This is a genomic window from Bacillus sp. FSL R5-0512 (assembly GCF_038593295.1).
GTDB lineage: Bacteria > Bacillota > Bacilli > Bacillales > Bacillaceae > Bacillus > Bacillus safensis.
Map to the genome: position 1 here is coordinate 2,185,968 of NZ_CP151982.1, position 17,451 is coordinate 2,203,418.

Below are 17,451 nucleotides of genomic sequence, written 5' to 3' on the forward strand. Positions count from 1 at the left end.
GGCGTTTTATTCTCAGTTTGTCTTTACGTTCTATGTTATATGAAGCACAGTTCAAAAAACAAGCATTACGTGAGATACGGCCAATTCTTGTCTTTTGACCATGTAAAAAGGAATAATAGCGAGCTATTATTCCTTTTGTTTCAATGATTTCATGTGTCAGCCGGCTCAGGGCTGTTTTTCTTTTCTTTCAATACAGAATGGGCTTCCTTCACGACCTTCTCAAGTTGTGAAGCAGGAAGTGCCGCATTTTCTTCTTGATCAGGATGAAGCACTAAATGAAGCAGAAATTCAATATTTCCATCTCCACCAGTGATAGGCGAAAATGATACATCCTTTACATCATAACCTTCTTTTGCAGCAAATTGATTCATCTCTTCTAGTACACCAAGGTGGACAGAGGGCTCACGCACGATGCCTTTTTTCCCAACAAGCTCTCTGCCTGCTTCAAATTGAGGCTTGACGAGCGCAATACAGTCACCACCCGGCACAAGAATATGCTTTAAAGCCGGCAGAATGAGTTTGAGTGAGATAAAAGATACATCAATCGATGCCACTTCTGGCAACCCTTCAGTAAAATCAGCTGGGACGGAATGGCGGAAATTGGTGCGCTCCATGACGATGACCCTGTCATCCTGCCTTAATTTCCACGCAAGCTGATTGTAGCCAACGTCTACAGCATATGATTTGACTGCTCCATTTTGAAGAGCACAATCTGTAAATCCGCCTGTGGATGAGCCAATATCAATCAGCAATTTCCCTTCAACTGTCAGGTCAAATTCTTTGAGCGCTTTTTCGAGCTTTAACCCGCCGCGGCTTACGTATTTGAGAGGGTTCCCCTTCACTGTAAGCGGCGTATCACGAGCAATTTTCTCTCCTGGTTTATCCAAACGGTTTTCATTTGAGTAAACGATCCCTGCCATGATGGCACGCTTTGCTTTCTCTCTTGTTTCCATTAGTCCTTGTTCGACTAATAAAACGTCAAGTCGTTCTTTCTTTGATGTCATGATCCAATTCCTTTTCTTGGTGCTGCTGGAAGCAGGTCACGTAAAGTCTCAGCAACATGTGCTTTCGTCAGTCCAATTTCTTCAAGCAGGGCATCAACACTTCCATGCTCAATAAATTGATCTGGGATACCCATGCGTTCTACTTTGATATGTGATGCTTTCTTGTCGTGTAGATATTCTAATACGCTGCTGCCAAACCCGCCTTGGAGCACAGCTTCTTCAATCGTTAAAATCGGAATCCCTTCAGAAAGAATGTCGTTTAGCATCGCTTCATCAAGCGGCTTAATAAACCGAGCGTTGACGACACGAATTGATTTCCCTTCTTTTTGAAGTTCCTCAGCTGCTTGCAGCGCCATTTTAATTGTCGTACCGAATGTTAAGATGACGGCATCCTTCCCTGGGCGAAGAACCTCCCAAGATCCAATCGGAATGGTTTTGAGCTGTTCATCCATTTTCACACCAAGCCCATTTCCGCGCGGGAAACGCATGGCAATAGGACCGTCATCATACTGAATGGCTGTATTGACCATGTGCTGGCCTTCATTTTCATCCTTCGGCATCATGAGCACCATATTCGGCATATGACGCATGAAGGCAATATCAAACACACCTTGATGCGTTTCTCCATCAGCACCGACAAGACCCGCACGGTCAATTCCGATAAAAACATTGAGGTTTTGGCGGCAAATATCATGCAGCACTTGATCATAAGCTCTTTGCAGGAACGTTGAATAAATCGCTAAAAATGGCTTCATATCCTGCGTCGCAAGCCCAGCTGCCATTGTGGCTGCATGCTGCTCAGCGATCCCTACATCAAACATTCGCTCAGGAAATTCCTTTGCAAAGCCTTCAAGTTTTGAGCCAACAGGCATCGCAGGCGTGATGGCCACAATTCGCTCATCTTTCCGCGCCAGCTTTCTGACTGTTTCACTGACAAGACCACTCCATGACGGTGCAGCAGCTGCTGGTTTTACAAAATCACCTGTATCAATTTTGTATGGACCTGTGCCGTGCCATGTCCCAATTTTATCGGATTCTGCCGGCTGATAGCCTTTTCCTTTTTTCGTGATGACATGCAGCAGGACAGGACCTTTTGTTTTCTTTGCATATTCAAGGTTTTCAAAAAGATCTTCATAAGAATGTCCATCAACAGGACCTAAGTATGTGAATCCCATTTCCTCAAAAAACATGCCAGACACTAGTAAATACTTGAGGCTGTCTTTAATACGCTCTGCTGTAGCAGCAAGCTTTCCGCCTACAGCTGGGATCCGCTTAAATAAATACTCGAGCTCGTCCTTTACCCATTGGTACTTGCCTGCTGTGCGCAGTCTGCCAAGCATGGTGTGAATTGCACCGACGTTTGGTGCAATACTCATTTCATTATCGTTTAAGATGACGATCATATCTTTCTTTTCATCACCGATATGATTCAGAGCTTCAAGCGCCATACCTCCGGTTAATGCACCGTCTCCGATAATCGGCAGGATATATTCATCTGTCCCTTTAATATCCCGCGCCGCCGCCATCCCCATCGCGCCAGATAATGAGGTTGAGCTGTGGCCTGTTTCCCAAACATCATGCTCACTTTCATTTCGTTTAGGAAAACCGCAAAGTCCTTTATATTGACGAAGTGTATCAAACTCCGCCCCTCTTCCAGTTAACAGCTTGTGAACATAAGACTGATGTCCAACATCCCAAAGGAATTTGTCTTTCGGGCTGTCAAATACTTTATGAAGGGCAACCGTGAGTTCAACGACACCCAGGTTCGGACCGATATGCCCGCCAGAGTTAGCCAAGGACTCAATTAAAAACATGCGAATGTCAGCACTAAGCTCCTCTAATTCTGCATTTGACATTCCTTTTAGAAACGTTGGATTTTTTATTGATAAAAGATCCAATCAGGATCAACTCGCTTTCAACAAAATTTCTATCTACATATATAATGCCTTATTCCTATGAAAACCAAGCGGGAATAAGAGTTGTCTCATCATGATAAACTGTTTACAGTTTACCACAATTGCTCGAAGACCCTCAAATCTAGGCTGTTTTTAATGATCTCTTGAGGCGATCAGATCACATAACTCATGCAGCAATTGCTGCTCTAATTCAAGATTTGAGACAATTTCTTTTGCACGTGTGATGTGCTCGTGCAGCTTTTCTTTTGCTCCTGAAAGCGTTAATAAAGAAGGATATGTCGACTTTTCATTCGCTGTATCAGAGCCGACCCGTTTTCCTATTTTTTCTTCGCTACCTTCGAGGTCTAAAATGTCATCACGGATTTGAAAAGCAATGCCAATATGATAGCTGAACTCTCTTAGTTTTTCGATATCGTCATCTGATGCTCCTGCCAGCATTGCACCTGCTGTGACGCTGAATGTGAGAAGCTTTCCTGTTTTCCGGGCATGAATGGATTCTAGTTCAGCAAGCGGGACTTGTTTTTGCTCTGCTTCCATGTCATCAAATTGACCGCCTACCATTCCTAGTGCACCTGCTGACCGCACAAGCTCATCTACGATTCTGAGCTTTTGGTCAGGAGAGACGCTGCTAGATAGCTGCGATGTGATCAGGCGGAAGCTTTCCGTTAAAAGTGCATCACCAGCGAGAACCGCGGTTGCTTCCCCGTATACTTTATGGTTGGTCGGCTTTCCTCTGCGAAGGTCATCATCGTCCATGCAAGGCAGGTCGTCATGTATCAATGAATACGTATGAATCATTTCTACAGCACAGCCAACCGGTATGCCATCTTCTTCGTTTTTTCCGTAGGCATGTAATAAAGCAAGAACGAGAACAGGGCGAAGTCTTTTCCCTCCAGCTTCAAGAGAGTAAAGCATCGAAGATTTTAGTTCTTCTGGAATCATCAATTCCTGAACATATGTAAATAAATACTCTTCAATGGCCTGTTTTCGTGTTGTTAAAAAATCCTGCAAATTACTTGTCACCAGCATCTGCCTCCTTCACCGAGAAAGGAGCCAGCTCACCGTCCTCTTTTAAAATGAAATCCATCTGCTTTTCAACGTGCTGTAATTTTTCATGACAAAGCTTTGAAAGTGTCATGCCTTCTTGAAAATAATGAATGGCTTGCTCAAGTGGTACATCTCCTTCTTCGAGCTTTCCAACGATCTCCTCAAGACCTTTCATCGCTTCTTCAAATGTCATTTGTTCTTCTTTTTGTTTATTTGATTCTGTCATGATGATTGCCCCTCCTTCTCAATAACCTCACAAATCAGCCGTCCATCTTTCATGGTGATAGCCAGCTGATCTTTCGTATCGACTTGGTTTACACTTTTAATCAGTTCATCGTCTTTATAAGCTAAACTATAGCCTCTTTCCATCACTTGAAGTGGATTTAATGCATTTAGTTTACCAAGAACAGATTGGAACTGCGAATGAATTGTTTTCATTTGCACATTCATGCTGCGGATGAGCTGTTCTGTTTCATTGGCGTGGCGTTTTTTCGCCTGAAGCAGCTGCTCTTTTGGATGAAGCGGCTTCAGCCTGTATGTCTGGCGGTCTAGTTGACTGCGTTTTTGTTCAATTTGTCTCGTCAGCTGTTTTTGAAAACGGTCAAATACCAAATCGAATTGCTGCTCTTTTTGCTCCTGCAAACGTTTTGGAAAACGGAAGGCATAAGAGGATTGCAGCGCCACAAGACGGTCTTTCGCTTGTGAAGTTCGATTCTTTACGGCCCTTGTAAGCCGAATATCGATGGATTTGATTCGTTCTATTAAATCGGCTGTGCTTGGAACAGCGAGCTCGGCTGCTCCTGTTGGTGTGGGTGCTCTCATGTCTGCAGTGAAATCACTGATCGTAAAGTCCGTTTCGTGCCCTACTGCAGAAATGATTGGAATGTCTGATGCGAAGATCGCTCTTGCGACAGCTTCTTCATTAAAGGCCCAAAGTTCTTCGATCGAACCGCCTCCTCTTCCGACAATCAAGACATCACAGAGCTGTTTTTCATTTGCTTCCTTGATCCGCTCTACGATTGAACGAATGGCATTTTCACCTTGAACAAGCGCCGGAAGCACAATGATTTTCGCCTGCTGATAGCGCCGGTTAATCGTTGTGATGACATCTCGAACAGCCGCTCCTGTTGGTGATGTAATGACACCAACAACCTCTGGATATTCAGGAATTGATTTTTTATAGCGCGCATCAAATAAGCCTTCACTTGCCAGCTTTTTCTTCAGCTCTTCATAAGCGAGATGAAGAGCACCAACACCATCAGGCTGCATTTCTTTTGCATATAATTGATAGTTGCCGCTTGGTTCATAGACTTGAATCCCGCCGCGTACAAATACTTTCATTCCGCTCTTTGGTGAAAAAGGCAGCTTTGCTGCGGAACGCTGAAACATGACAGCTTGCATGCGTGCGTTTTCGTCTTTTAAGGTGAAGTACACATGACCTCTTGAATGAATCTTCACATTGGATAACTCACCTTTAATCCAAATATCTTCTAAATGCGGATCAACATCAAATTTTCTTTTTATGTATTTTGTAAGGGCTGTGACCGTCACAAAGGCTTTTTCACTCATGACGTATTCCTCCTCTTCAAAAACGCACATTCATCCACCGGCAGCATGCAGGTGGATGAATGGATAAAGCTTATGCTAATGTACGTTTTGCTGATTTAACCGTATTGTGTGCAAGCATGGTAATCGTCATTGGACCGACTCCGCCAGGGACTGGTGTGATATAAGAAGCTTTTTCTTTCGCTTCTTCAAAATCAACATCCCCAACAAGCTTCCCAGTATCTAAACGATTGACTCCTACATCGATGACAATTGCGCCTTCTTTGATTTGGTCAGCTTTAATAAAGTTTGCTCGACCGACGGCAACAACTAAAATGTCCGCTTTTAACGTATGTTCTGAAATATTCGCCGTTCTTGAATGGCAGTAAGTAACCGTTGCATTTTCATTTAACAGCAATTGTCCAACTGGTTTGCCGACAATATTGCTGCGCCCTACAACAACCACTTCTTTTCCAGAAAGACTGACACCCGTTTTGTTCAGTAATTCAACAATGCCTGCTGGTGTACAAGGTAGGAATGTATCTTCTCCAAGCAGCATTTTCCCGATATTTAATGGATGGAAACCATCTACATCTTTCTCAGGTGAAATACGTTCAATGACGGCTTTTTCAGAAATATGTTTTGGCAGTGGAAGTTGAACAAGAATCCCGTGGAATTGATCGTTCGCATTGTACTGATCAATCAGTTGAAGCAATTCTTCTTCTGTTAAAGAAGCATCTAAATGATCAAGCTGAAAGTGCATGCCCATTGCTTCTGCTGCTTTTTTCTTCCCGCGTACGTAAGAAAGTGAGGCCGGATCATCACCGATTAGAATAACGGCAAGACCAGGTGTGACTCCTTTTTGTTTTAGCTCTTCTACTTCTTTTGCTAATTGTTCACGTTTTTCTTTTGCTGTTTCTTTCCCATCGATGATTGTTGCTGTCATGTCGAATCCTCCTATTGCTGCTTTAGGTCGTTTTTAATGTTCGAAAGTACACCATTTACAAATTTCGGTGCTTTATCATCGCCGAATAATTTGGCGAGTTCAATCGCTTCATTCATTGAGACACTAACTGGGATGTCTTCTTGATACACCATCTCGTACACAGACAGCCTTAAAATGGCTCTGTCTACGTTTGCAATACGGTCGAGTTTCCAATTCACTAGATGCTGTGAGATCATGTCATCAAGCTTGTCCTTTTGTTCAAGCACACCGAAAACCAGTTCCTCGAAAAAAGGATCTGATTCTTGTTCATCCAGCGCATGTGTAATGGCCTCTTTCGGATCAATATTGCTCACATCAATTTGAAATAATGTTTGTAGCGCCTTTTCTCTTGCAGTTCTTCTTTTCATTATTTACTCCTTTAACCACTTTATCCGCTTGTCGTTAAGCCATACAGAGATCATAACATATTTTGACCGTGGTCGCACCAAGATCCATGCGAGCTGTGACGAAAAACGAATCAATCAACGTGTGACGTTATCAATATTCGGAAATTACTCAAAAATGGGCTTTAAAAAACCAAAGAGGCAATGCCTCCTTGGTTTCACTTGAACCCTTTTTTACATTTCTTGATCTACTTCAGCCTCAGGTGCTTTTGTATCAAATTGAATGCCAACGACATGAATGTTAATTTCATTAATTGTTAAGGCAGTCATGTTCAAAAGGGTTTGACGGATATTTTCTTGTACAGCAGTGGATACCTTTGGAATGGATAGGCCAAATTCAACCACACAATACACATCGATTGTGATGCCTTCATCAGAGACATCTACTTTTACACCTTTACGGTGATTTTTCTTACCAAAGCGTTCTGCTACATCAGCAGCGAAATTGCCGCGCATTTCGGCAATGCCTTCGACTTCTGAAGCGGCGATCCCAGCAATGACTTCAATCACTTCTGGTGCAATTTGCACTTTTCCCAATTGATCTTCATCAAGGTTCATTTCAAGCAAATTGTTTTCTGACACATCATTCACCTCCGAAAGCTGTGATTATTTCATGATTTGGTATGTTTCTAAAAACTTCGTATTAAAGTTACCTCTCACAAATGTTTCATGCTCGAGCAATCTAAGGTGGAATGGAATCGTTGTGTAGACTCCTTCAATGACGAATTCTTGAAGCGCACGTTTCATTTTTGCAATCGCTTCTTCTCTTGTCTTACCATATGTGATCACTTTGGCAATCATGCTGTCATAATATGGCGGAATCACATAGCCCGGATAAGCGGCAGAATCAACTCGTACACCTAAACCGCCTGGCGGAAGATACATTTTAATTTCACCAGCTGAAGGCATGAAGTTTTTCTCTGGGTTCTCTGCATTAATACGGCATTCGATCGCCCAGCCTTCATATACGACATCTTCTTGTGTAAGTGAAAGCTTCTCACCTGATGCAACCTTGATCTGTTCTTTGATCAAGTCTACACCTGTGACCATTTCTGTCACAGGATGCTCTACTTGAATACGAGTATTCATTTCCATGAAGTAGAACTTCTCTTCATTATAATCATAAATGAATTCGACTGTTCCAGCACCTGTATATTCAACAGCTTCTGCTGCTTTTACGGCTGCTTCACCCATTTGCTCACGGATGTCTGCATTTAGTGCTGGTGATGGCGTTTCTTCAAGAAGCTTTTGCATTCTTCTTTGGATCGAGCAATCACGCTCTCCTAAATGAATCGTATTGCCATGCTGATCTGCAAGCACTTGAATTTCCACATGTCTAAAGTCTTCAATGAACTTTTCTAAATAGACACCAGGGTTCCCAAAGTTTTGCGCCGCTTCCTGCTGCGTGATGGTGACTCCGTTAATAAGCTCTTCTTCTGTACGAGCCACACGGATTCCTTTACCGCCTCCGCCTGCAGTTGCTTTAATAATCACAGGATACCCAATACTAGCTGCTGTTGAAACAGCATCATCAAGATCTTTTACAATTCCTTGAGAACCAGGGACGATCGGAACGCCTGCATTCTTCATTGTTTCTCGCGCGACATCTTTCGTTCCCATTTTGGAAATCGCTGACGCAGTTGGTCCAACAAAGATCACATTACATTCCTCGCAAAGCTCTGCAAAGTCTGCATTTTCTGCTAAAAAGCCGTATCCTGGATGGATGGCATCTGTTCCTGTTAATTTTGCTACGCTGACAATATTTGTGACATTTAAATAACTATCTTTAGAAGCAGTCGGTCCGATGCAATATGCTTCATCAGCCATTTGTACATGCAGCGCATCACGATCCGCTTCAGAAAATACCGCAACAGTTTCAATTCCAAGCTCTTTACAAGCGCGGATAATTCTAACTGCGATTTCTCCTCTGTTTGCAATTAATAGCTTTTTAATCATGATCGTACTCCTTACTCTGCTTTCACTAGAAAGAGGGGTTGTCCGAATTCTACAAGCTGACCGTTTTCAGCTAATACTTCGACGATTTCACCTTTTACTTCTGCTTCGATTTCATTAAACAGTTTCATCGCTTCTACGATACATACAACAGTGTTTTCCTTCACCTTAGAGCCTGTTGTCACGTATGGATCTGCTTCTGGTGAAGAGGAAGCATAAAATGTGCCAACCATTGGGGATGTGATTTTATGCAGATTTTCAGACGCAGCTGCCTCTTGTGCAGGGGCTTCGGTCTGAGCTGGAGCTTGTGCTGTAGGAGCTTGTTGAGCTGGAGCTGCTTGGACAGGAGCCACTGGTGCTTGTGCCGCAACTTGCTGAACGACTTCTTTATTTTTCTTCAGTTTGATTTTTGCACCTTCGTTTTCGTAAGTAAACTCATCGATAGTAGAGTCGTCAATTAATTTAATCAGTTCATGAATTTCTTCGATTTTTAACATGGATTTGCACCCCTATGTATGGATTTATCTTTTTATTATAGGCTAGTACTAAAAGTACATACTATAACCATCTTACAGGAGGATTTCGATGAATTCAACTACTATTGTGGCGAAGCGCCTCGCGTAAGCACCTTGGAGAGGGCGTCAAGCCGCATCAAAAAACGCCCTTTTCCGCAAAGGGCGCCAGTTCTTTTTTATTGATTAGTGGGCTCAAAAGTGACAGCTACGTTATCAAGACCTCTCATTTCTTTTGTGACCATATCAATAATATCGGCCGCTTGAGATTTTGATTTTTTATCAGAACGAACCGTGATACTCACTTTATCTCCTTCAGCACTTACGAGCGCGTCTTTATAGCCTTTTGTTTTGATCAAGGTCTCAAGCTGACGCTCAGTTCCTTCTGCTTCACTGAGCGCTGTCATTTGATCGTATGCTTCACTTTTTTCTTGGGCTGTTGCATCGTCACTGGAGACAATTTCGTTGTATTCTTCGCGCTGCTTGCTTCGTTTATCTTCAAGCTCTAGTCTGTATGTTGTAAAAAGCTCATCGTCTGTTTGCTCTGACACAGCCTTTCCTTCTTCACCGCTTGTTTCGATATCCTCTTGTTTGCCGTTTGTTTCTTTGTCAGTGGATTTCTTATCAGCACCTTTTTCCGTTCCTTTATCCGTCCCTTTTTCTGTTTCAACCTTTTTCTCTTCAGTGCCTTTTGATTTCGTATCTTCTACTGTCACTGCATTTTCACCCTGTGGAGACATGATATAGTACACACTTAATACGACAACTAAACTTAGCATCGTTAATAGCCAAACCGTTTGTTTTTTTAACATCATTCCGAATCCTCCTTGATTTTTTTAGGGGCAACAGCCACTCTATGGCTCGGTACATCAAGCACTCGTGTAACCGCTTCAATGATGGTTTTCTTTATTTGAACGTTGTCTACTCCTTGAGCAACAACGAGGACACCTCGGATTTCTGGTTTTTTCGTTTGAACAACGACTGGTGTTTCTTCATTGCCATTTTTAATGATGACGACTTCTTCTTCCTTTGTTTGATCGGTGACACTTCGCACGCCGCCTTCTTTATCTGTTTCCTCGGTCGTTGTACTTTTATTGGATTTGTTTTTTTCAAACACTTTTAAAGAAGTTGCATCTACATTGACCACGATTGATACATCCTCAACGCCGATAATGGTCTCTAAAATTTCTTTCAGCTGATTTTCGTATTCTCGCTCCACGTCCTCAATTGAATTCTTTGGCTTACCTGAGGACGCCGGTTTGAATACCTCCTGCTCTTCTGAGGATGTTTTTTTAGAAGCAGGAACCGCAGCTTGTTGTTTGCTTGATGGCGGTGACAAGATCTGACTGACTAACATGAAAGATACGCCGATAATGAATACAAGCAGCAAGTAATGGTGCTTCGTTAATTTGGGTTTCCCTTCACCTTTTTCAGGCGGCTGGAAGAATGATTTCAGCTTTTGTTTCCAGTCCTTGTTATTCATGATCTGCTGCGTCACCTCCCTCAATGTTCAGCGCGATGTGCTCAGGACTCGTATTCCAAACATCAGCAAGTGTCTCTTTCACCCTCGTGATCTCTTTGCTAGAAGATCCAGCGCTTTCCTCCTTTTGCTTGGAGAGATCAATGTCCACCTTTGCCACCGTTTCTACAGCATCACCTGTGAGCGGGGAAAGAACTGCTTTGATGCGAAATTGATCCGCCTCCATATTCTGATCCAGATGCTCCTCATCAGCCAGCACTTCTACGTGTTTCATTTCATAGCTCTCCTTCTCCAGTGGCTCCTTTGCGCTTTTTTCTAGTTGGACAGCCATTTGCTTTAAAATATATGCACGCTGAGAGGCTTGTATTTCTTTTTTTTCTAAATTCATCTGATTTTTTATTTCTTCTGACTGCGCTTCTTCCTTCCCTTTCATCAATTCTGAAAAAATTTGATCAGGATCCGCTCGAAATAAAGCAAAAATCGGATTGAGCATGACCACGATGAGCAGCAGGCTGACGACCATTTTTGCATACTTTTGCATGCTCGAATTGGGAAGCAGAAGATCAATAACAATCGCAAATAAGATAAAGAGAATAATACTTGTGATCCATTCCGTGAGAAAACTCAAAAGGTGTCCCCTCCTTACTTCATCATCATGGTCAGGTTACCCGCAGTGATGATGACGGTAATGCTTAAAAAGAACATGAGCGACACAACAGCAAGTGCGGCAAATATATACAGCACACTTTTTGAAATGACATCAAGACAGCTGATGATGGGTCCGCCTCCTAACGGCTGAAGGATGGCAGCAGCAAACTTATAGATAAGGGCTAACGAAAGTACTTTAATCGCCGGGAAAGCGGCAATTGAAATCAAAATGGCAACCCCAACTAGTCCGACTGTATTTTTGAGTAAAACAGAGGCGCTGATCACGGTATCGGTCGCATCTGTAAACATTCTGCCTAGGACAGGGATGAAGTTTCCGGTAATGAATTTGGCTGTACGAAGAGCGATTCCATCCGTAACGGCCGCAGATGCACCCTGAACGGAAATGACGCCGAGAAAAACGGTTAAAAAAACGGCAAGCCCGCCAATTGCCACATTTCTTAACAGCTGGGCAAGCTGGGTGACCTTGTATTGTTCGGTCAACGTACTGATAATGCTCAATATTGCAGATAAAAAGATGAGCGGGAGAACGACATACTGAATGAAAACACCGCTCGTGTTCATTAAAAATAAAATAACGGGATGAAAGAATCCGGCTGAGACAAGCCCGCCTGATGAAGCAATAAGCGCTAGTAAAAGAGGAATAAGAGCAAGAATAAAACTGGTCATCGTTTGAATGGCTTCTGTGGCATAAGAAATCGCCACATGAAAGCTGTTGAGTGCAATAATAATCAGCACCATATAAACAAGAGCATATGCGACTTTGCTGACGGTGCTTTGTTCAAAGGCATTTTGTAAAAGCTGCAAAAGCGAACAAAAGATGGTGAGTAAAATCAGAGTACCTAGGAGCTTTCCGTTTGCAATGACCTCGTGAAACAGATAATGTACAAAGGCTTTCAGCCATGTTTGGGGAGACAGCTCTTTATCGCCGTCAATCATTTCCTTCACTGTGCCCTTTTGGCTTTCTGGCAAAAAGCCGCCATACTCGTCCAAAATGGTTTCCCAAAAGTCACTGATGGAATGAAGCTCAAGTGCATCAGCCTGTCCATTCGCCACTTCCTGTGCTGCTGGCTGTTCATTAGATAAAGGTTCTTTTTCTTCTGCCCCTGCATGCGGAGCAATCAGCCAAAAGAAAAGCATCAATCCCATTACAGCGGTCACCTGTTTCATTGTCATCACCTCTTTTCATTTACGTCATGGACGGGATCATTCCTAAGATCGTCTCAATGATGACTGTTAAAATCGGGACTGCCATCACCAAGATGAGGATCTTGCCGCCTAGCTCTATTTTGGATGCAATGGCGCCTTGTCCAGCATCCTTTGTCAGCTGAGCGCCAAATTCCGCAATATAGGCAATGCCAATGATCTTCAATATGGTTTCAACATACTTCATATTGACGCCGGCACTTGCTGCAATTTTTTCAATCATCGAGATAATGGCATAGATTTGATCAATTAAATAAAGAAAAATGACACATCCGGTAAACACAACAAGCATAAAGGCGAAGGTTGGCTTTTGTTCTTTGACGATTAATGCTAAAAAAGTAGCGATTAAACCAAGTCCAACAATTTGTATGATTTCGATTTGTAAGCCCTCCCCTATCCTTGAAATAGAAATACGGCTTTAATCTTTTTAAACAAATCGTCTACAATGGTTGCCACCATAAACAAAATGTAGATAAACCCAAGCAGCGTCACCCACTGAGCGTACTCTTTCTTCCCCATTTGGTCTAAAATCGTATGGAGAAAGGCCACGACGATGCCTACTCCGGCAATTTGAAAAATGACGTTTACATCAACGCCCATGCTCTCGACTCCCTTCCTCTCACATCAATAAAAGAATCAGTAGTAATCCGCTTAAAAATCCGAGGCTTCTGACCATTTTTTCATTTTTCGCTTGGGCGATTTCAGCTTCTTTCTCCTCTGATTCCAAATGGCCTAAAGCAAGCTTGATATACTTTTGCTGAGAAGTGACATCATGCTGGCCAAGTGTTTCTCCAAAGTGCTTCAACGCCTCATATTCGCCTTTTTTCAATACGGTTTTTTTCCAAACATCTTCAAGACTTTCGTTCCATGCATGGCGTGCAGAAAAGGTCCCCACTTTCAGCTTTTCTGCAAATTGTTCAAACAGCTGATTGACAGGTGGACCTACCTGCGCTGCAATTTGCTCTGCCGCCCGTGCTAAAGGGGTTTGACCATACATAATTTCAGCTTCAAGAGACTGGAGAGCAAACCGCAGCTGCCGAATTTGTTTAGGTCTGTCGCTATATCGTTTGGCAAACTCGAATCCTCCCCATGTCGTGGCCGCGACAATGAAAATAGCGCCAATGAGCTTTAACATACGTCCACTCCCCGCCTCCATTTCATCTCTTGGCCGTCCCCGCCGTACATCCGCCCGATCGTGCCAGGCCCATTGTTTCGATTTAATTCAACATATCGTTCAAACACACGAAGCTCCCATAACGGTTTAAATGAAGGTCGTTTATATACATCTTCAAGTGAATAGCCATGAGCTGAGACGATGATGCTGACTCCGGCATGAATCGCTTCTAAAAGTGCCTCTACATCCTCACTTTTTCCGATTTCATCGACAATCATGACCTCTGGGCTCATAGACCGAATCATCATCATCAACCCTTCAGCCTTTGGACACGCATCGAGTACATCAATCCGGTGGCCAAAATGGTGCTGCGGCACCCCTCTGATACATCCAGCGATTTCAGAACGCTCATCAATAATGCCTGTTTTTCTAGGAGGGATTGTCTTTGTGCCGGTACTAGCAAGACGTGCTATATCCCGGAGCAGTGTGGTTTTCCCCGTTTGCGGGGGACCGATGATGAGTGTATTGTGCCAGTGCTCTTCATATAAATAAGGAAGAAAAGGAAGCGCAATTCCGATTTTTTCTTTGGCAATGCGGATATTAAATGAAGAGATATCTCTTAACCCTTTGACGAATCCGTTTTCAACGATCACCTTTCCTGCAAGTCCCACCCGGTGTCCGCCAGATATGGTGATATAGCCCTGTTTTAGCTCTTCCTCAAGTGTGTACATGCTGTAATTGCTCAGCCTGCCTAATAGCTGAGACGCATCTTCCCAGGTGGTGTGATAAGAAAGGAAACGTGGTTTTCCTCCCTGCATCAATTCGATAGGACGATCCGTGCGAATGCGGATTTCTTCTATTTGCGCCCATTCTGCCTCTTTCAGCAGCCTGAGTTCTTGTCCAATCGAGTGCGGGAGAATATCCAACAAACTCCGCAACGAATTCCCCTCCTTTTTTTCTTCTCTAAAATGTATGATGTGAGCCGTTAATTATGCCAAGCCGTTTCACTTATAGATCCCAACAAGAATAAACACGACACCAATGAAAATGAACACGAGCTTTGCATAGGATAGCTGCCCGGCAATTTGATAGATTCCAATCGTCATCGTGATAATAAAAATGAGCGGCCCGATGATTGCCAATATACTATTGATGACTACCGCTTTCCGTACATCATTTGTGATTAAAATAAGGATGGCTGCCGTCAGTTCAATGGCGGCGGATAAGAATCTCATGCCTGCCATTGCAGCGACTGACGGGTGTAGACCTGGGAGAAATTGTTTCATATAGAACCTCCAGCTTTTTTTACACTATATGCTTGACCAGCTGGAAGTAGTCTTGTTTTTCAGGAAGGAAGAGAGATGAATGAGAGAATTGAGAGAAGGCCTGTCTTGAGGAGTCATTTTTCCAATAAAAAAAGACTGTAAACACGAGGTTTACAGTCTTTTTTCGTTCATTACGCTCTTGAAACGTATGAGCCGTCAGATGTATTAATCACTAGTTTATCTCCTTGGTTCACAAAGAAAGGAACGTTGACGATTAAACCAGTTTCAGTTTTTGCAGGTTTTGAGCCGCCTGATGTTGTGTCACCTTTAATACCAGGCTCTGTTTCTACTACTTCTAGTTCTACTGTGTTTGGAAGTTCTACTCCAAGTGTTTCATCACCGTACATCACGATTTGAACAGACATATTTTCAAGCAAATATTTCAGCTCATCTTTAATTTGTGCTTCACTTAGTTCAAGCTGTTCATAAGAACTTGTATCCATGAAGACGTGCTGATCGCCATTTGCATACAAGTATTGCATTGTTTTTGTTTCGATTTGTGCTTTCGCTACTTTTTCGCCTGCGCGGAATGTTTTTTCTTGAATGGCACCTGTACGCAGGTTACGCAGTTTCGAACGAACAAACGCTGCGCCTTTCCCTGGTTTTACGTGCTGAAAATCCACTACTCTCCAAATACCGCCGTCCACTTCAATTGTCAGGCCAGTACGAAAATCGTTTACTGAAATCATTTTGTCATCCTCCTACATTTCACCATCATAATATGATAAGTTCTTTCGGTGAGTGGGTCAATCGTTTATTGCCGTCAGCTGTCAGGACAATATCATCCTCAATTCTCACGCCGCCGACATCTGGCAAGTAAATCCCCGGCTCAACTGTGACGACCATTCCCTCTTCTAAGACGACCTCTGATCGTGAGGAAAGACCTGGCGCTTCATGTACTTCCATACCTAGCCCGTGCCCGGTTGAATGCCCGAAGTATTGACCATAGCCATACTTTTCAATGATGTCTCGTGTGATGCGATCAGCTTCTTTTCCTGTTAAGCCTGGCTTGATTCTATCCACACCAGCGTTTTCTGCTTCTAATACGATATGATAAATTTCCTTTAGCTTGTCGCTTGGTGTTCCGACAGCAATCGTTCTTGTCATATCAGAACAATAGCCTTTATAGTAAGCACCGAAATCGAGTGTCACTAAATCACCAGATTCAATCACCTTTTCACTCGCTCTTCCGTGAGGCAGGCTTGAACGAACACCTGAGGCCACTATCATATCGAATGAAGATCCTTCAGCACCTTCTTTTCTCATGAAAAATTCAAGCTCGTTCATGACAGCAATTTCCGTCAGGCCCGGCTTGATGTAAGTGAGAATATGATCAAAGGCGTGATCTGCAATCTTCGCAGCTTCCTCTAATATCTTAATCTCTTCACTAGACTTAATCAAGCGCAACTTTTCAACTGATTCAGAGACTGGAACAAGCTCTATACCGCCTGCTTTGGCTGCGTACTGCTGGTACGTGGCAAATGTCATATGGTTTTGTTCGAACCCAAGGCGTTTCACTCCAAATTCCTTTGCCGTTTGAGCAGCCGTTTCCACAATGTTTCCTTTATGTTCAATGATGTCATAGCCTTTGACTTGGTCCTTCGCTTGCTCTGTATAGCGGAAGTCCGTGATAAAAGCTGCCCGGTCCTTTGAAACGACAGCAAGACCGGCTGATCCGGTAAAACTGGTCATATACTGTAAATTAAAACTGCTTGTAATGACAAGGCCATCGATCTCTAATTCACTTAAAAGTGTTCTTAGTTTTTCAAGTTTCATGATACTGCTCCCCCTTCACTGACTAAATAACGAATCGCCAATTTATACCCTTCTAAGCCAAGCCCAACGATTTGCCCTTGGCATACTGGAGCAAGTACAGAATGATGACGGAATTCCTCTCTCTTATGAACATTTGAGATATGTACTTCAATGACTGATAAAGAAATACTTGCAATGGCATCTCTCAGCGCATAGCTGTAGTGGGTAAATGCACCCGGGTTAAACACGACACCATCGTACTGATCTTCTGCTTCATGGAGCGCATCAATCAAATCCCCTTCGTGATTTGATTGAAAGAACGTTAATTGGATGTTTGCTCGTTCTGCGAACTGGAACAAATCCGTCTCTAAATCTGTCAGCGTCTTACTTCCATAAACAGCAGGCTCTCTTTTGCCAAGCCTATTTAAATTGGGTCCATTTAGTACAAGAAAATGAGGCATATGACCACTCCTTCACCCTAATTCAATCTATATCGAGATCTGTTTCTTTTTCCTTAGAAACCTTTCGTTTCCAAAAAT

22 protein-coding genes are annotated in these 17,451 nt (G+C 43.0%); all 22 read right to left on the minus strand.

What is annotated here, in order from left to right; all coding sequences use genetic code 11:
• Positions 1-149: 149 nt before the first annotated feature.
• Positions 150-1,004: a TlyA family RNA methyltransferase gene (locus tag NSQ25_RS11145; RefSeq protein WP_034280266.1), complete on the minus strand. Its 855-nt coding sequence runs from the start codon at positions 1,002-1,004 to the stop codon at positions 150-152.
• A complete protein-coding gene (dxs, locus tag NSQ25_RS11150; protein ID WP_034280265.1) occupies positions 1,001-2,902 on the minus strand; it encodes a 1-deoxy-D-xylulose-5-phosphate synthase in 1,902 nt (633 codons plus the stop codon). Before dxs ends, NSQ25_RS11145 begins: the two co-directional genes overlap by 4 nt.
• Positions 2,903-3,052: 150 nt before the next feature.
• Positions 3,053-3,943, minus strand: a complete 891-nt coding sequence (locus tag NSQ25_RS11155; protein ID WP_065214642.1) for a polyprenyl synthetase family protein — start codon at positions 3,941-3,943, stop codon at positions 3,053-3,055.
• On the minus strand, positions 3,933-4,193 hold the full coding sequence (locus NSQ25_RS11160) for an exodeoxyribonuclease VII small subunit (RefSeq protein WP_003215880.1): 261 nt from the start codon (positions 4,191-4,193) through the stop codon (positions 3,933-3,935). The genes NSQ25_RS11155 and NSQ25_RS11160 overlap by 11 nt, the downstream gene beginning before the upstream one ends.
• Positions 4,190-5,536 carry an exodeoxyribonuclease VII large subunit gene (gene xseA / locus NSQ25_RS11165; RefSeq protein WP_065214641.1) on the minus strand — a complete coding sequence of 449 codons (1,347 nt, stop codon included), beginning with the start codon at positions 5,534-5,536 and terminating at the stop codon, positions 4,190-4,192. The genes NSQ25_RS11160 and xseA overlap by 4 nt, the downstream gene beginning before the upstream one ends.
• A 70-nt stretch (positions 5,537-5,606) precedes the next feature.
• Positions 5,607-6,458 (minus strand): bifunctional methylenetetrahydrofolate dehydrogenase/methenyltetrahydrofolate cyclohydrolase FolD, encoded by an 852-nt coding sequence (gene folD, locus NSQ25_RS11170; RefSeq protein WP_024422943.1) that lies wholly within the window; start codon positions 6,456-6,458, stop codon positions 5,607-5,609.
• Positions 6,459-6,469: 11 nt separating this feature from the next.
• Entirely contained in the window at positions 6,470-6,865 is a 396-nt protein-coding gene (gene nusB, locus NSQ25_RS11175) for a transcription antitermination factor NusB (RefSeq protein WP_012010530.1), read from the minus strand.
• A gap of 210 nt (positions 6,866-7,075) precedes the next feature.
• Positions 7,076-7,483, minus strand: a complete 408-nt coding sequence (locus NSQ25_RS11180; protein ID WP_034280262.1) for an Asp23/Gls24 family envelope stress response protein — start codon at positions 7,481-7,483, stop codon at positions 7,076-7,078.
• Between the two features lie 24 nt (positions 7,484-7,507).
• Positions 7,508-8,857 (minus strand): acetyl-CoA carboxylase biotin carboxylase subunit, encoded by a 1,350-nt coding sequence (gene accC / locus NSQ25_RS11185; RefSeq protein ID WP_065214640.1) that lies wholly within the window; start codon positions 8,855-8,857, stop codon positions 7,508-7,510.
• 11 nt (positions 8,858-8,868) lie between these two features.
• Entirely contained in the window at positions 8,869-9,351 is a 483-nt protein-coding gene (gene accB / locus NSQ25_RS11190; RefSeq protein WP_034280261.1) for an acetyl-CoA carboxylase biotin carboxyl carrier protein, read from the minus strand.
• Between the two features lie 194 nt (positions 9,352-9,545).
• On the minus strand, positions 9,546-10,178 hold the full coding sequence (locus NSQ25_RS11195; RefSeq protein WP_034280770.1) for a SpoIIIAH-like family protein: 633 nt from the start codon (positions 10,176-10,178) through the stop codon (positions 9,546-9,548).
• The gene (gene spoIIIAG / locus NSQ25_RS11200) at positions 10,178-10,849 is read right to left on the minus strand and encodes a stage III sporulation protein AG (protein WP_034280258.1); all 672 of its coding nucleotides are present in this window, start codon (positions 10,847-10,849) and stop codon (positions 10,178-10,180) included. Before spoIIIAG ends, NSQ25_RS11195 begins: the two co-directional genes overlap by 1 nt.
• Entirely contained in the window at positions 10,842-11,474 is a 633-nt protein-coding gene (gene spoIIIAF, locus NSQ25_RS11205; RefSeq protein ID WP_034280256.1) for a stage III sporulation protein AF, read from the minus strand. The genes spoIIIAG and spoIIIAF overlap by 8 nt, the downstream gene beginning before the upstream one ends.
• 14 nt (positions 11,475-11,488) lie before the next feature.
• Positions 11,489-12,682 carry a stage III sporulation protein AE gene (gene spoIIIAE, locus NSQ25_RS11210; RefSeq protein WP_326136243.1) on the minus strand — a complete coding sequence of 398 codons (1,194 nt, stop codon included), beginning with the start codon at positions 12,680-12,682 and terminating at the stop codon, positions 11,489-11,491.
• 19 nt (positions 12,683-12,701) lie between these two features.
• Positions 12,702-13,115: a stage III sporulation protein AD gene (spoIIIAD, locus tag NSQ25_RS11215; protein WP_087978339.1), complete on the minus strand. Its 414-nt coding sequence runs from the start codon at positions 13,113-13,115 to the stop codon at positions 12,702-12,704.
• Positions 13,112-13,318, minus strand: coding sequence for a stage III sporulation protein AC (gene spoIIIAC / locus NSQ25_RS11220; RefSeq protein WP_003153142.1), 207 nt, complete (start codon positions 13,316-13,318; stop codon positions 13,112-13,114). The genes spoIIIAD and spoIIIAC overlap by 4 nt, the downstream gene beginning before the upstream one ends.
• A gap of 19 nt (positions 13,319-13,337) precedes the next feature.
• Positions 13,338-13,853: a stage III sporulation protein SpoIIIAB gene (gene spoIIIAB / locus NSQ25_RS11225; protein WP_024428003.1), complete on the minus strand. Its 516-nt coding sequence runs from the start codon at positions 13,851-13,853 to the stop codon at positions 13,338-13,340.
• Positions 13,847-14,770: a stage III sporulation protein AA gene (spoIIIAA, locus tag NSQ25_RS11230; protein WP_034280251.1), complete on the minus strand. Its 924-nt coding sequence runs from the start codon at positions 14,768-14,770 to the stop codon at positions 13,847-13,849. The genes spoIIIAB and spoIIIAA overlap by 7 nt, the downstream gene beginning before the upstream one ends.
• Positions 14,771-14,836: 66 nt before the next feature.
• Positions 14,837-15,118, minus strand: a complete 282-nt coding sequence (locus tag NSQ25_RS11235; RefSeq protein ID WP_024422953.1) for a YqhV family protein — start codon at positions 15,116-15,118, stop codon at positions 14,837-14,839.
• A gap of 170 nt (positions 15,119-15,288) precedes the next feature.
• Complete coding sequence (efp, locus tag NSQ25_RS11240; RefSeq protein WP_007501192.1) at positions 15,289-15,846, minus strand: elongation factor P; 558 nt, start codon at positions 15,844-15,846, stop codon at positions 15,289-15,291.
• Positions 15,847-15,871: 25 nt separating this feature from the next.
• Complete coding sequence (locus tag NSQ25_RS11245; protein ID WP_041117955.1) at positions 15,872-16,933, minus strand: Xaa-Pro peptidase family protein; 1,062 nt, start codon at positions 16,931-16,933, stop codon at positions 15,872-15,874.
• Positions 16,930-17,373 carry a type II 3-dehydroquinate dehydratase gene (gene aroQ / locus NSQ25_RS11250; RefSeq protein WP_034280247.1) on the minus strand — a complete coding sequence of 148 codons (444 nt, stop codon included), beginning with the start codon at positions 17,371-17,373 and terminating at the stop codon, positions 16,930-16,932. Before aroQ ends, NSQ25_RS11245 begins: the two co-directional genes overlap by 4 nt.
• Positions 17,374-17,451 lie beyond the last annotated feature (78 nt).

Coding starts and splice junctions, on each gene's coding strand:
- aroQ (WP_034280247.1), bottom strand. CDS start 17,373: ATGCCTCATTTTCTTGTACTAAATGGACCCAATTTAAATAGGCTTGGC.
- NSQ25_RS11245 (WP_041117955.1), bottom strand. CDS start 16,933: ATGAAACTTGAAAAACTAAGAACACTTTTAAGTGAATTAGAGATCGAT.
- NSQ25_RS11235 (WP_024422953.1), bottom strand. CDS start 15,118: ATGAAACAATTTCTCCCAGGTCTACACCCGTCAGTCGCTGCAATGGCA.
- nusB (WP_012010530.1), bottom strand. CDS start 6,865: ATGAAAAGAAGAACTGCAAGAGAAAAGGCGCTACAAACATTATTTCAA.
- folD (WP_024422943.1), bottom strand. CDS start 6,458: ATGACAGCAACAATCATCGATGGGAAAGAAACAGCAAAAGAAAAACGT.
- spoIIIAB (WP_024428003.1), bottom strand. CDS start 13,853: ATGTTAAAGCTCATTGGCGCTATTTTCATTGTCGCGGCCACGACATGG.
- xseA (WP_065214641.1), bottom strand. CDS start 5,536: ATGAGTGAAAAAGCCTTTGTGACGGTCACAGCCCTTACAAAATACATA.
- NSQ25_RS11160 (WP_003215880.1), bottom strand. CDS start 4,193: ATGACAGAATCAAATAAACAAAAAGAAGAACAAATGACATTTGAAGAA.
- accB (WP_034280261.1), bottom strand. CDS start 9,351: ATGTTAAAAATCGAAGAAATTCATGAACTGATTAAATTAATTGACGAC.
- NSQ25_RS11145 (WP_034280266.1), bottom strand. CDS start 1,004: ATGACATCAAAGAAAGAACGACTTGACGTTTTATTAGTCGAACAAGGA.
- spoIIIAG (WP_034280258.1), bottom strand. CDS start 10,849: ATGAATAACAAGGACTGGAAACAAAAGCTGAAATCATTCTTCCAGCCG.
- efp (WP_007501192.1), bottom strand. CDS start 15,846: ATGATTTCAGTAAACGATTTTCGTACTGGCCTGACAATTGAAGTGGAC.
- spoIIIAE (WP_326136243.1), bottom strand. CDS start 12,682: ATGAAACAGGTGACCGCTGTAATGGGATTGATGCTTTTCTTTTGGCTG.
- spoIIIAC (WP_003153142.1), bottom strand. CDS start 13,318: ATGGGCGTTGATGTAAACGTCATTTTTCAAATTGCCGGAGTAGGCATC.
- NSQ25_RS11195 (WP_034280770.1), bottom strand. CDS start 10,178: ATGTTAAAAAAACAAACGGTTTGGCTATTAACGATGCTAAGTTTAGTT.
- accC (WP_065214640.1), bottom strand. CDS start 8,857: ATGATTAAAAAGCTATTAATTGCAAACAGAGGAGAAATCGCAGTTAGA.